Annotated in this window: 12 protein-coding genes; 4 read left to right on the top strand and 8 right to left on the bottom strand. The window is 64.1% G+C overall.

Going from position 1 to position 14,004, the window contains the following annotated elements:
* The first annotated feature begins 292 nt into the window (after positions 1 to 292).
* From panB to der, 4 genes are all read left to right on the top strand, one after another.
* Positions 293 to 1,117, top strand: coding sequence for a 3-methyl-2-oxobutanoate hydroxymethyltransferase (gene panB / locus ACSSVQ_RS03505; RefSeq protein ID WP_454180850.1), 825 nt, complete (start codon positions 293 to 295; stop codon positions 1,115 to 1,117).
* Between the two features lie 165 nt (positions 1,118 to 1,282).
* On the top strand, positions 1,283 to 2,041 hold the full coding sequence (locus ACSSVQ_RS03500; RefSeq protein WP_454180849.1) for a tetratricopeptide repeat protein: 759 nt from the start codon (positions 1,283 to 1,285) through the stop codon (positions 2,039 to 2,041).
* 25 nt (positions 2,042 to 2,066) lie between these two features.
* A complete protein-coding gene (locus ACSSVQ_RS03495) occupies positions 2,067 to 3,443 on the top strand; it encodes an outer membrane protein assembly factor BamB family protein (RefSeq protein WP_454180848.1) in 1,377 nt (458 codons plus the stop codon).
* Positions 3,444 to 3,503: 60 nt separating this feature from the next.
* A complete protein-coding gene (gene der / locus ACSSVQ_RS03490; protein ID WP_454180847.1) occupies positions 3,504 to 4,931 on the top strand; it encodes a ribosome biogenesis GTPase Der in 1,428 nt (475 codons plus the stop codon).
* Positions 4,932 to 5,083: 152 nt separating this feature from the next.
* On the opposite strand, the gene ACSSVQ_RS03485 is transcribed toward der, so the two are convergent.
* Genes ACSSVQ_RS03485 through ACSSVQ_RS03450 form a run of 8 tightly spaced genes read right to left on the bottom strand, consistent with a single transcriptional unit; the run spans position 5,084 to position 13,898 of the window.
* Positions 5,084 to 5,809, bottom strand: coding sequence for an SDR family NAD(P)-dependent oxidoreductase (locus ACSSVQ_RS03485; RefSeq protein WP_339613816.1), 726 nt, complete (start codon positions 5,807 to 5,809; stop codon positions 5,084 to 5,086).
* 10 nt (positions 5,810 to 5,819) lie between these two features.
* The gene (gene purF, locus ACSSVQ_RS03480; protein ID WP_454180846.1) at positions 5,820 to 7,433 is read right to left on the bottom strand and encodes an amidophosphoribosyltransferase; all 1,614 of its coding nucleotides are present in this window, start codon (positions 7,431 to 7,433) and stop codon (positions 5,820 to 5,822) included.
* Positions 7,434 to 7,472: 39 nt separating this feature from the next.
* Entirely contained in the window at positions 7,473 to 8,135 is a 663-nt protein-coding gene (locus ACSSVQ_RS03475; RefSeq protein WP_339613814.1) for a CvpA family protein, read from the bottom strand.
* 58 nt (positions 8,136 to 8,193) lie between these two features.
* Positions 8,194 to 9,600, bottom strand: a complete 1,407-nt coding sequence (gene radA / locus ACSSVQ_RS03470) for a DNA repair protein RadA (RefSeq protein WP_454180845.1) — start codon at positions 9,598 to 9,600, stop codon at positions 8,194 to 8,196.
* Positions 9,600 to 10,388 (bottom strand): ABC transporter ATP-binding protein, encoded by a 789-nt coding sequence (locus tag ACSSVQ_RS03465; RefSeq protein WP_454180844.1) that lies wholly within the window; start codon positions 10,386 to 10,388, stop codon positions 9,600 to 9,602. Before ACSSVQ_RS03465 ends, radA begins: the two co-directional genes overlap by 1 nt.
* Positions 10,389 to 10,396: 8 nt before the next feature.
* On the bottom strand, positions 10,397 to 11,170 hold the full coding sequence (locus ACSSVQ_RS03460; RefSeq protein WP_454180843.1) for an MlaE family ABC transporter permease: 774 nt from the start codon (positions 11,168 to 11,170) through the stop codon (positions 10,397 to 10,399).
* The gene (gene alr / locus ACSSVQ_RS03455) at positions 11,167 to 12,390 is read right to left on the bottom strand and encodes an alanine racemase (protein ID WP_454180842.1); all 1,224 of its coding nucleotides are present in this window, start codon (positions 12,388 to 12,390) and stop codon (positions 11,167 to 11,169) included. Before alr ends, ACSSVQ_RS03460 begins: the two co-directional genes overlap by 4 nt.
* On the bottom strand, positions 12,387 to 13,898 hold the full coding sequence (locus ACSSVQ_RS03450; RefSeq protein WP_454180841.1) for a replicative DNA helicase: 1,512 nt from the start codon (positions 13,896 to 13,898) through the stop codon (positions 12,387 to 12,389). The genes alr and ACSSVQ_RS03450 overlap by 4 nt, the downstream gene beginning before the upstream one ends.
* Between the last annotated feature and the right edge of the window lie 106 nt (positions 13,899 to 14,004).

Here is a 14,004-nt window from a genome sequence, read left to right as displayed (position 1 = left end):
TGTCAGTTTTCGGTCCGGGCGCGGGGCGGCGTTTGCACTTTTCGTGACATTCGGCTAGTTTTCGCCTTGGAAGAAACGCTCGAAAAGCGATGGCTCCCACTCAGATGCCCGTATGTAACGGGTGCGGGAATGGCCAGGACGCCGAAAGGTCGGCGCCCAGATGAACCGGCATCCGGCCGGTAATCCAATCGAAACGCCATAGACCGGCGGATGTCCCCGAACGCGCTTCGAGGCATCGGCCGCCATGACATTCCCGACAGGCCGCAAGGCCGCATAGGAGGAGGCGAGCTTCATGTCCGTCCATTCCAAGACGCGCCGTATCACCGTTCCCGAAATCCGCGCCCGCAAGGGCGGCGACCCCATCGTGTCGCTGACGTCCTATCACGCGCACACCGCCCGCTATGTCGATCCTTATGTCGACTTCCTGCTGGTGGGCGACTCGCTGGGCATGGTCATGTACGGCATGGAAACCACGCTCGGCGTTACGCTCGATATGATGATCGCGCATGGCGCCGCCGTGATGCGCGGCACCGAACGCGCGTTGGTGGTGGTCGACATGCCTTTCGGCTCCTATGAGGAAAGCCCGCCAGAGGCCTTCCGCAACGCCGTCCGCGTCATCAAGGAAACCGGCTGCGCCGCCGTGAAGATGGAAGGCGGCGCGCGCATCGCCGACACCATCCATTACCTCACCGAGCGCGGCATTCCGGTGATGGCTCATATCGGCCTGACGCCGCAAAGCACGAATGTGATGGGCGGCTTCAAGACGCAAGGCCGCGAAGAATCGGAATGGGCCGCCATCGAGGCCGATGCCAAGGCGGTGGCGGATGCCGGCGCCTTCGCCGTGGTGGTGGAGGGCGTGGCCGAGCCGCTGGCCGCCCGTATCACAGGCCAGATCGAGATCCCGACCATCGGCATCGGCGCGTCGCCGGTCTGCGACGGCCAGATCCTGGTGCTGGAGGATATGCTGGGCCTGTCGCCCAAACCGCCGAAATTCGTCCGGGAATTCGCCTCTCTGGGCGCCCAGATCGCCGGGGCGGCGGAGGCCTATGCCGACGCCGTGCGCAATCGCAGCTTCCCGGCGCAGGAGCATACCTACGGCATGAAAAAGGCCAAGTAAGCCCCGTTACCAATTCGTCATTTCGCCGAGGCCCGCCCCGTTTGCCATCGTCTCCGGGGCGGGCTATTTTACGCCGCCTGCCAGACCGTTTTCCGGATCGGAGAACGGTCCGATTTGTAAATGGCGGGAGAGCCTGCCGAACCGGTTTTTCCTCGGAGCAAAGATTTGAGCGATATTTTCCGCGAAGTCGAACAGGACCTTCGCCGCGAACGGGCTTCCAAACTCTGGGAGAAATACGGCATCTACGTCATCGGCCTTGCCGTGGCGATCGTGGTGGGAGCCGCCGCGATCATCGGCTGGCAGGAATGGCGCAAATCCGTCAATGAGGCCGCTTCCGACCGCTATGACGAGGTCGTGGCCGCGGCGCAGAAGGAAAAGCCCGCCGAAGCGGTGGCGACGCTGAAACAGTTCGCCGATGAGAATTCCGGCGGCTATGCCGTGCTGGCGCGCCTGGAGCTGGCTAATGCCCTTATGGAAGACGGCAAGACCGACGAGGCCGTCAAGGCGTTCGAGGCGGTCGCCAATGATTCCGATGCGACGGATATCATTCGCGGCATGGCCACCATCAAGGCCACGCTGCTGAACCTGGACGAGGCGAGCCTGGACGATGTGAAGGCGCGCATGATGCCGCTGGTCGAGGCGCGGTCTCCCTGGGCGAGCAACGCGCATGAGCTGATGGGGCTTGCAGCCTATCGCGCCGGCGACTACCAGTTCGCCAATGAACAGTTTCAGGCCATTCTGGAAAGCCAGAGCATCCCGCCGGGCATGCGCGACCGCGCCCATGTGATGCAGGCGGTGCTCGCGCCTTATCTCGAAACGGCGGCGGCCGATGAGGATGGCAAGCAGGACGAAGCCGCGGCCACGGCCGGCGAGGAAGCAGCCCCGGCCGGGGCGGAGGCGTCGGATGCGGCAAACGGGAAGTGAGACATCAATGTCGGGGGAGTTACGCATGACCGGAACGCAGCAGCCGGAGAAGAACGGCCATTTTGGGACCCGCGCGCTTCGGCTCGGCCTCGTTTGCATCGCGCTGGCCGGGCTCGCAGGCTGCGACACGGTGAACGACGTGTTCTCCAGCAGCGACAACGGGCAGAAGCTGCAGGGCGAACGGCTCTCGGTGATGGAACTCGGTGGCAGGCTGGAAGTCGATCCGCTGTCGGCGGACGAGAAGGTCATTCTGCCCAAGCCCTATGAGAATGCCGATTGGCCGCAGCCCGGCGGTGCGCCGGACAATGCGATGTATCACCTGGCCGCGCCGGGCAAGCTGGACGAGATCTGGTCCGTCGATGCGGGCGACGGCTCCAGCAGCGAAGGCGAGCTTGTGGCATCGCCCATCATCGCGGATGGCCGGATCTACGTGCTCGATACCGAAGCCACCGTGCGCGCCTTTTCCGTCTCGGGCGGCAAGGAGTTGTGGGAAACCGAACTCGTGCCCGAGGACGAGGACGCCGATGAAGGCCGTGGCGGCGGTATCGCCTTCAATGACGGCAAGGTGTTCGTGACCACCGGCTTTGGCGAGGTGCATGCACTCGACGCCGCGACCGGCAAGAATGTCTGGACGAAGAAGCTGCGCGAGCCTTTCCGCGCCGCGCCGACGGTGAATGGCGGTCGGGTATTCGCCATCACCTCCGACAATCAGCTGCTCGCCCTGGACGAGAAGACCGGCACCGTGCTCTGGCGCCATCGCGGCATTGCCGAGAGCGCGGGTATCGTCTCCTCGACGAGCCCCGCCGTGGCCGGGTCGATCGTGGTGGTGCCCTACAGCTCGGGCGAACTCTTCGCGATCCGCGTCCAGAACGGCACGCCCGTCTGGAGCGACTCGCTGACCCGGACCGGCAATCTGACCTCGCTCAGCTCGCTGAACGATATCGCAGGCCGCCCCGTCATCGACCGCGACCGCGTTTTCGCGGCCAGCCATTCCGGCCGCATGGTCTCGATCGACCTGCGGACCGGCGAGCGCGTCTGGACCAAGGATGTTGCCAGCGTGCAGACCCCCTGGGTCGCAGGCGACTGGGTCTTCATCGTGACGAGCGAACAGCAGGTGGCGGCGCTGTCGCGTCGCGACGGCCGTATCCGCTGGATCACAAGCCTGCCGCGCTTCGAGGACCCGGAAGACCGGACGGAGCCGATTTCCTGGTCCGGCCCGGTGCTGGCGGGCGATCGCCTTGTGCTAGTGTCCACCAGTGGCGAGGCGGTATCCCTGTCGCCATATTCCGGCAAGATCGAGGGCAGGATCGATTTGCCCGCAGGTTCGGCCATCGCTCCGATCGTTGCGAATGGAACGATGTATATTCTCACCGAGGATGCGGAACTGATCGCCCTGAAATAGGGACATCGCGATCGGGCACCGCTGGAAATGACTGGCGCCTCTGGAGGGGCCTGACCGCAATTGTCTTTTAAACTCGCCATAGTCGGCCGCCCCAATGTGGGCAAATCGACCCTTTTCAATCGTCTGGTGGGCAAGAAGCTCGCTCTGGTGGACGATACGCCGGGCGTGACGCGCGACCGGCAGGAGGGCGAAGGGCGCATTGCCGACCTCGAATTCACCATCATCGATACGGCGGGCCTCGAAGAGGCGACCGACGACAGCCTGGAAGCGCGCATGCGCCGCCAGACCGATGCGGCCATCGCCGAGGCCGATGTGTGCCTGTTCCTGATCGATGCGCGTGCGGGCGTGACCCCGCTCGACAGCCGCTTCGCCCAGATCCTGCGCCGGGCGCAGACGCCCGTGATCCTCGCAGCCAATAAATGCGAAGGCGGCGGCGGCGAGGCCGGGCGGATGGAAGCCTATGAGCTGGGTATGGGGACGCCGCTGTCCCTCTCCGCCGAGCATGGTCAGGGCCTCGACGAGCTTTACGACGCGCTGTTGCCCTTTGCCAACCGCATTGAGGACGACGAGGCCGAACAGGCCATCGCCGAAGCGCTGGCCGAGGGCGAAATGGAAGAGGGGTTCGACCCCGATACGCCTTATGAGCCCGACCTCGAAGCGCCGCTGCGTATCGCCATGGTGGGCCGCCCGAATGTCGGCAAGTCGACGCTCGTCAATCACATGATCGGCGAAGACCGGATGCTGACCGGTCCCGAAGCGGGCATTACGCGCGACAGCATCGGCATCGAGTGGGAGTGGCGCGGCCGCCGCGTGAAGCTATTCGATACCGCAGGGATGCGCCGCCGTGCGCGCGTGACGCAAAAGCTGGAAAAGCTTTCCGTGGCCGACACGCTGCGCGCCATTCGATTTGCCGAGGTGGTGGTGCTGGTGCTCGATGCGACCATGCCTTTCGAGCGGCAGGATCTTCACATCGCCGATCTGGTGGAGCAGGAGGGGCGCGCCTTCCTCGTGGCCGTCAACAAATGGGATCTGGTCGAGGAGCCGCAGGAGAAGCTGCGCGAGCTGAAGGAAGAGCTTGAACGCCTCCTGCCGCAGGTACGCGGCATTCCCATCGTTACGCTATCGGCGCTGACGGGCCGCGGGGCGCAGAAGCTCATGCCCGAGATCGAACGTATGCATAAGCTCTGGAACGCGCGCGTTTCCACCGCGCGGCTCAATCGCTGGCTGACGCAGACGGTTTCCCATCACCAGCCGCCCGCCGCCAAGGGCCGTCCGGTGAACCTCAAATATATGTCGCAAGTGAAATCGCGTCCGCCGACTTTCGCCGTGTTTTCCAGCCGCGCCGACGAGGTGCCGACCTCCTATAAGCGCTATCTGGTGAATGCGCTGCGCGAGACGTTCAAGCTGCCGGGCGTGCCGATCCGCCTCTTCATGCGCAAGGGCGCGAACCCCTATGCGAACAAGGCCGGTAAGCGGAAAATCCATTAAATCCGGCAAGGCGCCGTCATGCCCCGCTTCATGCGGGGCATCCACGTCTGCATGCGCTCCGCCGTCCAAGCGAAGACGTGGATGGCCCGGACAAGCCGGGCCATGACGCAAACGGGTGTTCCGGGATCAGGTTTCCGGAAGCCCGGAAAGGATCAGGCCTCGGCCTTCACCTTCTGGTATTCGACGATTTCGCCATGCCGGGTGCAGTCCGGCGAGGCCAGCTCCAGAAAGAGCGGCACCAGATCGGCGGGCCTGGTCAGCGTCGAGGGGTCTTCGCCCGGCATCGCCTTTTTGCGCATGGCGGTGCGGACGGGACCGGGGCTGATCGAATTGATGCGGATGGGCGTCTTTTCGCATTCCGCCGCCCAGGTCTTCATCATCGTATCGAGCGCAGCCTTGGTCATCGCATAGGGACCCCAATAGGGGCGGCATTTATGCGCGGCGCCCGAGGTCACGAAAATCGCGCGGCCCGCGTCCGAGCGCTTCAGCAGCGGCTCGAAGGAGCGGATCATCCGCCAGTTCGCCGTCACGTTGAGCGCAAGCGTCGTGTCCCAGTCCTTCGGGTCCATATGGCTGAGCGGCGTCAGCACGCCCAGCGTGCCGGCATTGGCGACCATGATGTCGAGCTTGCCCCAGCGTTCGAAAATGCTGGCGCCCAGCCGGTCGACGGCGTCCCCATCGGTAATGTCGAGCGGGACGAGGGTCGCCTTGCCGCCGATTTTCTGGATCTCGTCGTCCACTTCCTCAAGCCCGCCCACCGTGCGCGACACGAGGATCACATGCGCCCCTTCGGCCGCCATGCCCAGCGCCACGGCGCGGCCAATGCCGCGGGATGCGCCGGTGATAACCGCCAGGCGGTCCTGAAGTCGTCCACTCATTTCATTTTACTCAAGCAATTTCGGCAAGGAGCGAGAGCTGCCTCGTTTTCTGCTCGCCGTCGCGGTCGACCAGCGGCGTGGGGTAGTCCCCGGTGAAGCAGTGATCCGTCAGCTGAGGGTTCTCGGGATCGCGTCCCTCGAAGCCCATCGCCCGGTATAGTCCATCCACGGAAATGAAGGCGAGGGTATCCACACCGATAAACCGGCGCATGCCTTCCAGGTCGTAATTGGCGGCCAGAAGCTGCTGACGTTCCGGCGTGTCGATGCCGTAATAGTCGGAATGGGTAATGGGCGGGCTTGCGACGCGCAAATGCACTTCCTTCGCGCCGGCCTCATACATCATCTGCACGATCTTGATGGAGGTCGTGCCGCGCACCACCGAGTCGTCCACCAGGATGATGCGTTTGCCTTCCACGATGGCGCGATTGGCATTGTGCTTCAGCTTCACGCCGAGCTGGCGGATATTCTGCGTCGGCTCGATGAAGGTCCGGCCTACATAGTGGTTCCGGATAATGCCGAGTTCGAAGGGGATGCTGGATTCCGACGCATAGCCGATGGCGGCGGGAACGCCGCTGTCGGGCACGGGGATCACGACATCCGCTTCCACATGGCTTTCGCGGGCCAGCTCTTCGCCCAGGCGCTTGCGGACATTGTAGACGCTCTTGCCGCCCACAATGCTGTCCGGCCTTGCGAAGTAGATATATTCGAAGACGCAGGGGCGGACCTTCTGCACGGGGAAGGGATTGATGGACTCGATCCCGTCCTTGGTCGCCACGACGATTTCGCCGGGCTCCAGCTCACGCACGAATTCCGCGCCGATAATGTCGAGCGCCACCGTCTCCGAACAGAAGATCGGGGCGCCGTCCAGCATGCCGAGAACCAGCGGACGGATGCCCAGCGGGTCGCGCGCGCCGATGAGCTTCTTGTTGGTCAGGACCACAAGCGCATAGGCGCCCTGAATATGGGACAGCGCGTCCACGAAACGGTCCACCGTGCGCGGCTGCTCGCTGCGCGCGACAAGCTGGAGGATCGTTTCCGTATCCGAGGTGGACTGGAAGATGGCGCCCGCGCGCACCAGATCGTTGCGCAGCGTGATCGCATTGGTGAAGTTGCCGTTATGCGCGATGGCGAAACCGCCGCCCCACAGATCGGCAAAGAGCGGCTGCACATTGCGCAGGATCGTCTCGCCCGTGGTGGAGTAGCGCACATGGCCGATCGCCATATCGCCTTGTAGGCGGTCGATCACCTTGCCGCTGGTGAAATGGTCGCCGACAAGCCCCAGACGGCGCTCCGAATGGAAGTGCTCGCCGTCATAGGAAACGATACCCGCCGCTTCCTGTCCGCGATGCTGAAGGGCGTGGAGGCCGAGCGCCGTCAGCGCCGCTGCGTCCGGATTGCCCAGAATGCCGAAGACGCCGCATTCCTCGCGCAGCTTGTCTGCGTGGAGGTCGTCGTCGTTAATGCCGATATGCTCGTCTTCTTTAGACAGGATACGCCCCGGTATTTCACTGCTGGTCCCGGATTTCAGGGCCCCGGGACGGGCCTTGCCGGATAGGCCGGCCGCACCAAAGTCGAAGGCGAGCTGATCGGTCAGACATCCTTCGGACACGTGCTGCTGAATCATACATGCGCTCCAGAGAAGCTAAAGGGTTACCTCCCCCCGTTACTCCCCGGTCGTGCTTTCGAACAGCCGATCGAGCCCCCTGCGTTCGGACGAGTTATAGCCGGGAGGAGGCCTCTTGTCAGCGTCAGAATTAGTGCTCCCTGAATTGCCGCCTGTGGGCAATCTGGGAATGGGGCGCGTGGTGGTACCGCCGCGGCCGTCCGGGAAGCGGGGACGGCGGGTTTCCTCGGGCGCCAGGGTAAACAGCAGGCTGGCGGTGCTTTCCACCATCGGGCGCAGCTTGGCATTCCGGATCCAGCCCGGCTGATCCACCGGGTCGGGTACCAGCCAGACGAAGAAGAGATAGGCCACCGCCACCACCAGAAGCCCGCGCGCCAGTCCGAAAACGAAGCCCAGCGTGCGGTCCATCATGGCCGCGCGGTCGTGCAATTCCATCAGGGAATCGGACCAGCGCGAGGTGAACATCGCGACGATGGCATAGGCAGCAAAGAAGATCAGGATGGCCGAGACAACCGCGGCGAGCCATGGCGTCGGAATGAAATCGCGCAGGATCGGCGAAAGATAGGGAAACAGCCACAGCGCCGCGATGGCGCCCACGATCCAGGCGAGGATGGAGAGGACTTCATTGGTGAAACCGCGCAACAGCGCCAGCACACTCGAAATCAGGACAACGCCGATCACGATCCCGTCGAACCAGGTCACCAGCCACTCTCCTTCTTTCGGGCCTTCTTTCGGGTCTTTTTCCCGAAAAATACCATATTCAGGCGTCCCGGGAGGCCCGTTCTTTATCGTCGCTGGTGGCAAGATGGGCAAGCAGCGAGGCCAAATCCCCGATCCCCGTCAGCTTGAGCGCCCCGCCGGCGTCCGGCCGTGCGGCCCCCGCCGGTACGATGGCGCTCGAAAATCCCAGTTTTTCCGCCTCTTTCAGGCGGGCATCCATCTGGCTGACCGGGCGCACGCCCCCCGACAGCGCAATCTCGCCGAAAATGACGCATTCGGCGGGAAGCGGGTTGCCGGTGATGGAGGAGACGAGGGCGCTCGCCACGGCGAGGTCCGCCGCGGGCTCGTTGATTCGCAATCCGCCCGCCACGTTCAGATAAACGTCCTGACCGGCCAGCGAGAGGCCGCAGCGCGCTTCCAGCACGGCAAGCACCATGGAGAGGCGGCCCGAATCCCAGCCGACCACCGCCCGGCGCGGCGTGCCGAGCGCGCTCTGGGCGACAAGGGCCTGGATTTCGACCAGCACGGGCCGCGTGCCCTCGATCCCGGCAAAGACCGCGCTGCCGCTGGTGCCGCCATCGCGCTCGCCCAGAAAGAGGGCGGACGGGTTGGGGACTTCGGTGAGCCCCAGCGCGCCCATCTCGAAGACGCCGATCTCATTGGCCGGGCCGAAACGGTTTTTGACCGCGCGCAGAATGCGGAACTGGTGGCCGCGCTCGCCTTCGAAATAGAGCACCGCATCGACCATATGCTCCACCACGCGCGGGCCCGCGATCTGGCCCTCCTTGGTGACATGGCCGACCAGGATGACGGCGGTGCCGTTCTTCTTGGCAAAGCGCACCAGCTCCTGCGCGCTGGCGCGCACTTGCGCCACGGTGCCGGGCGCGCTGTCGAGCGCATCGGTCCACATGGTCTGGATGGAGTCGATCACCACAGCGTCCGGCGGCCTGCCGCTTTCGAGCGTGGAAATGATGTCGCGCAAATTGGTTTCCGCGCCGAGCTGCACGTCGGTTTCGGCAAGTCCCAGACGGCGCGCGCGCATGCGCACCTGTGCGATCGCTTCTTCGCCGGAAATATAGACGACGTCATGCCCGCGATTGGAAAGGGCGGACATGGCCTGCAGCAGCAGCGTCGATTTGCCGATGCCCGGATCGCCGCCGACCAGCAGCGCGGAGCCGGGCACGAGCCCGCCGCCCAGCACGCGGTCCAGTTCGGCAATGGCGCTTTCCAGACGCGGCGGGTCCGCGCTCTCGCCGCTCATGGCGACAAGCTCGATCTGACGGCCCTTGCCGCGCGCGGCCTTTTGCGGACCGCTGCCGATGCCGGTATTGTCGGAGGTTTCCTCGACGATGGTATTCCACTCGCCGCAGGCCTCGCATCGACCCTGCCACCGCGCGGCCACGGCGCCGCAGGACTGGCAGACGAATATGCGCTGCGGCCTGGCCATCAGGGCTTCAGCACTTCCATCTGGATCGGGCCGTCGGCGCGTCCATTGATGAACTGCTCGACATACTCGTTGCCGCTCTTGTCCACCTCTTCGACGCTGCCCGCCCAGATGATCTTGCCCTTGTAGATCATCGCGATCTTGTCGGCGATCTTGCGCGCGCTCGCCATGTCATGGGTGATGGAAAGCGTCGTCGCGCCGAGTTCCTTCACGCTGTCCACGATCAGTTCGTTGATGACGTCGGCCATGATCGGGTCGAGGCCGGTGGTCGGCTCGTCGAAGAAGATGATTTCCGGATCCGCCGCGATGGCGCGCGCAAGGCCCACGCGCTTCTGCATGCCGCCGGAAAGTTCCGCCGGGTAGAGTTCGCCCACATCCGCGCCAAGCCCCACCTTGGACAGCTTGTCCATGGCGATTTCCTTGGCTTCCTTGCGCTTCATGCGCCGGCCCTGGATGAGACCGAAGGCGACGTTTTCCCAGACGGGCAGGCTGTCGAACAGGGCTGCGCCCTGAAACAGCATGCCGAATTTACGCAACGTGTCTTCGCGGTCGCTCTGGTCCATCTTCAGCACGTTTTGGCCATCGACGAAGATCTCGCCCTGTTCCGGCTTCACGATGCCGAGCACGGATTTGATCATGACCGACTTGCCGGTGCCCGAGCCGCCGATGACGACCAGGGACTCGCCCTTCGGCACGGTCAGGTCGATACCGTCCAGAACCACTTTGGGTCCGAAGCGCTTGTGGACGCCGCGCAGTTCGATCTTCGCGTCGGGATCGGGTTTGTTTGCCATGTCCGTTCTCACTTCGCGAACAGCAGCGACGTCATCACATAGTTCGCTGCAAGGATCAGAATGGAAGCGCTCACCACTGCGTTCGTCGTCGCGCGGCCCACGCCCTGCGCGCCGCCCTTGCTGTTGAAGCCGTGGAAGCAGCCCATCAGTGCAATGATGAAACCGAACACGGCCGCCTTGATGAGGCCGGAGGTGACGCCATTGTCCTGAATGTAATTGATGGTGTTCTTCAGATAGACGCCCGCATTGAAGTCGAGCGACGCGGTGGACACCACATAGCCGCCCATGATGCCGATAATGTCTGCGACGAAGACGAGAAGGGGCAGGGTAATGACGGCCGCCGCGATGCGCGGGGCGACGAGATATTTATAGGGGTTCGTGGAAAGCGTCGTCAGCGCGTCGATCTGTTCGGTCACGCGCATCGTGCCAAGCTCGGCGGCAATCGCGGCGCTGACGCGGCCTGCAACCATGAGGCCGCCGAGAACAGGCCCGAGTTCGCGCGTGATGCCCAGCGCGACCACGGTGGCGACGAGCGATTCCGAATTGAATTCGCTGGAGCCGTAGTGAATCTGGAGGGCGAGGGCGCCGCCCGTGAAAAAGGCGGTGAGCGCCACCACGGGCAGCGAGAAATAGCCGATCCTCAACATCTGCTGAAGCAGCATCCGCAGGAAGAAGGGCGGACGGACGATATGCGTGACGGCGGCCCAGGTGAACTTGCTCAGCTTGCCGATCTCGGCGAGCGTCGCGATCACGACCCGCCCGATAACCGCTAGAAAATTCAAGATACGCTCCTGCCCATATTGTTGTCCGCGGCGCTGGAAGGGATTCGGCCGCCTCGAGTGTAGTGCCGCCGGTATCGTTCGCCCAGCGAGGTCAGAATTTCATAGCCGAGCGTACCGGCCCGCTTTGCAACCTCGTCGAGCGGCACATGACGGCCTACGAGTTCCGCCATATCGCCACGCGATACGGCGCCTTCGGCCAGGGATGTAATGTCCGCGACGATCAGATCCATCGAAACACGTCCTGCAATGGGCACGATCCGTCCCGCCAGCGCAACCACGCCGCCCTGCGCCTGAAGGCCGGGCAGGGAGGGGAAGCTCAGGGACCGGAAATACCCGTCCGCATAGCCCGCTGCAAGTACCGCGACCCGGCGCACGCCGTCTCCCGTCGAGCTGGCGCCATAGCCGGTGCTCTCCCCGGCGGGCACGTCCTTTACCTGAAGCACGCGCGCTTCCACCGTCACCACCGTCTCGAACGGGTTGTCGCGCGCGGTAAACGGGTTGCCGCCATAAAGGCCGATACCGGGCCGGATGAGGTCGAAATGATAATCGGCGCCGAGAAAGGCGCCGCCGCTATTGGCAAGGCTTGCAACGGCGCGCGGAAAACGGGGCTGGAGCGTGTCCACGATATGGGCGAACCGCTCGCGCTGGATGGCATTGAGTTCGTGATCGGGATCGTCGGCGCAGGCCAGATGGCTCATCAGCAGCGCCACATCGAGCCCCTCCGACCAGGTGTTGCTGGCCATGAATTCGGCGGTCTCGCCGGCGGTGAGCCCCAGCCGGTTCATGCCGGTGTCGAAATGAATGGCGCAGGGCAGATGCGTCGCGGCCTTCCATTCCCCGATTTCGGCCAATGAAGAAAGGCAGGGCCGAAGTCCGTATTCGATGAAGGCGGGCGCGGCGCCCGCCATCAGCCCGTTCAGCACATAGATGGGCATATCGTCGGCGCGGCCCGCGAGCGCTTCGCGCACCGCCCGGCCCTCAGACGCCTCGGCGACGAAGAAGCTGCCGCACCCGGCTTCCGCCAGCGCGGCGACGACGGGCTTGAGGCCGAGCCCATAGGCATTCGCCTTGACCACGGCGCCCACTTCCGCATGCGGCGCGGTGTCCTGAAACCGCCGGTAATTGGCGGCGAGCGCATCAAGGTTAATCGTGAGCACGCCGCCCGCATCGGCCTCGAAGGGAACATCGGCGGGGGCGGGCGCGCTGGACTTGGTTCTCAAGGTATGGATTCCGGCAGGTGGTCATCGGCGATGTGGTCGCTGAAGCGCGTCACATCCGCCTGGAACTGTAGTTTGACCGTGCCGGTAGGTCCATGGCGCTGCTTGCCGATAATGACTTCGCCGATGCCGTGGACATGCTCCATTTCCGCCTGCCACTCCAGATGCTCGGGCGTGCCTTCGCGCGGTTCGCGGCGGGAGACGTAATATTCCTCGCGGAAGACGAACATCACCACGTCGGCGTCCTGCTCGATGGAGCCGGATTCGCGAAGATCCGAAAGCTGGGGCCGTTTGTCGTCTCGCGCTTCCACCTGACGCGAAAGCTGGGAGAGGGCGAGGATCGGGACGTTGAGTTCCTTCGCCAGCGCCTTGAGGCCGGTGGTGATCTGCGTCACTTCCTGCACGCGGTTCTCGCCGAACTTGCCCGAGCCCGCCAGAAGCTGGAGATAGTCGATCACGAGCAGGCCGAGGCCGCGCTGGCGCTTGAGCCGCCGGGCGCGCGCAGCCAGCGTCGCAATGGTGAGGCCGCCGGTGTCGTCGATATAAAGCGGCACGCTCTGCAATTCGCGCGAGGCCTCCACCAGCCGGTGGAATTCGTCTTCCTCGATCCGGCCGCGCCGGATGCGCTCAGACGGCACGCCGGACTGTTCGGCGAGCAGTCGCGTGGCGAGCTGTTCGGACGACATTTCGAGCGAGAAGAAGCCGACGATGGCACCGTCTTTCGCTTCTACCGTGCCGTCGGGATGGTGCACGGCTTTGTAGCTCTTGGCCGCGTTGAAGGCGATGTTGGTGGCGAGCGCCGTCTTGCCCATGGAGGGACGGCCGGCCAGGATGATGAGGTCGGATTGCTGCAAGCCGCCCATGCGCTGGTCGAGATCGCGAAGACCGGAGGAAATGCCCGACAAGCCGCCATCGCGCTCATAGGCGGCGGCGGCCATGTCGATCGCGGTCTTCAGCGACTCGTGGAAGGCCTGAAAGCCGCCTTCATATTTGCCCTTTTCGGCGAGCTGATAGAGCGATTGCTCGGCATCCATGATCTGGGTGCCCGGCGCATCGTCCACCGGCGCGTCAAAGGCGCGGTTGTGCATATCCGTGCCGATGCGGATGAGCTCGCGCCTTATGGCGAGATCGTAGATCGTCCGCGCATATTCCTGGGCGTTGATGATGGTCGTGGCCGCGCCTGCGAGCCGGGCGAGATATTGCGCGCCGCCGACCTCGGCCAGCGCCTCGTCGCGCTCGAAAAAGCCTTTCAGCGTCACCGGCGAGGCGAGATGGCCTTGCGTGATGAGCTTGGACATGGCCTCGAAGATCCGGCCATGCACATCCTCGAAGAAATGCGAGGGCTCCAGAAAGGCGGCCACCCGGTCGAAGGCGTCGTTATTCACCAGCACGGCGCCCAGCAGCGCCTGCTCCGCCTCGATGTTGTGAGGCGGCACGCGATATTCGCCGCCTCCCTCGTCGGGGGCGGGATCGTCGGGAATGTCGTTATAGGCGTGAAGAGGCGTGTCCATGGTCCCCTTATCACCCGCGAGCTGCGCTTCTTAAAGCACTAAAAGCGCCCTGTTTCAGACAGTTAACAGCAATGTTTTTCACAGCCTGTGAGCAATTGCGCATCTG

It is taken from the genome of Parvibaculum sp. MBR-TMA-1.3b-4.2 (genome assembly GCF_053628815.1).
This window is presented reverse-complemented; position numbering and strand designations above follow the sequence as displayed.

Excerpts from the sequence above, each read along its gene's own strand:
- ACSSVQ_RS03450 (WP_454180841.1), bottom strand. The coding sequence starts at position 13,898 with ATGGACACGCCTCTTCACGCCTATAACGACATTCCCGACGATCCCGCC.
- ACSSVQ_RS03465 (WP_454180844.1), bottom strand. The coding sequence starts at position 10,388 with ATGGCAAACAAACCCGATCCCGACGCGAAGATCGAACTGCGCGGCGTC.
- ACSSVQ_RS03485 (WP_339613816.1), bottom strand. The coding sequence starts at position 5,809 with ATGAGTGGACGACTTCAGGACCGCCTGGCGGTTATCACCGGCGCATCC.
- radA (WP_454180845.1), bottom strand. The coding sequence starts at position 9,600 with ATGGCCAGGCCGCAGCGCATATTCGTCTGCCAGTCCTGCGGCGCCGTG.
- purF (WP_454180846.1), bottom strand. The coding sequence starts at position 7,433 with ATGATTCAGCAGCACGTGTCCGAAGGATGTCTGACCGATCAGCTCGCC.
- panB (WP_454180850.1), top strand. The coding sequence starts at position 293 with ATGTCCGTCCATTCCAAGACGCGCCGTATCACCGTTCCCGAAATCCGC.
- ACSSVQ_RS03495 (WP_454180848.1), top strand. The coding sequence starts at position 2,067 with ATGACCGGAACGCAGCAGCCGGAGAAGAACGGCCATTTTGGGACCCGC.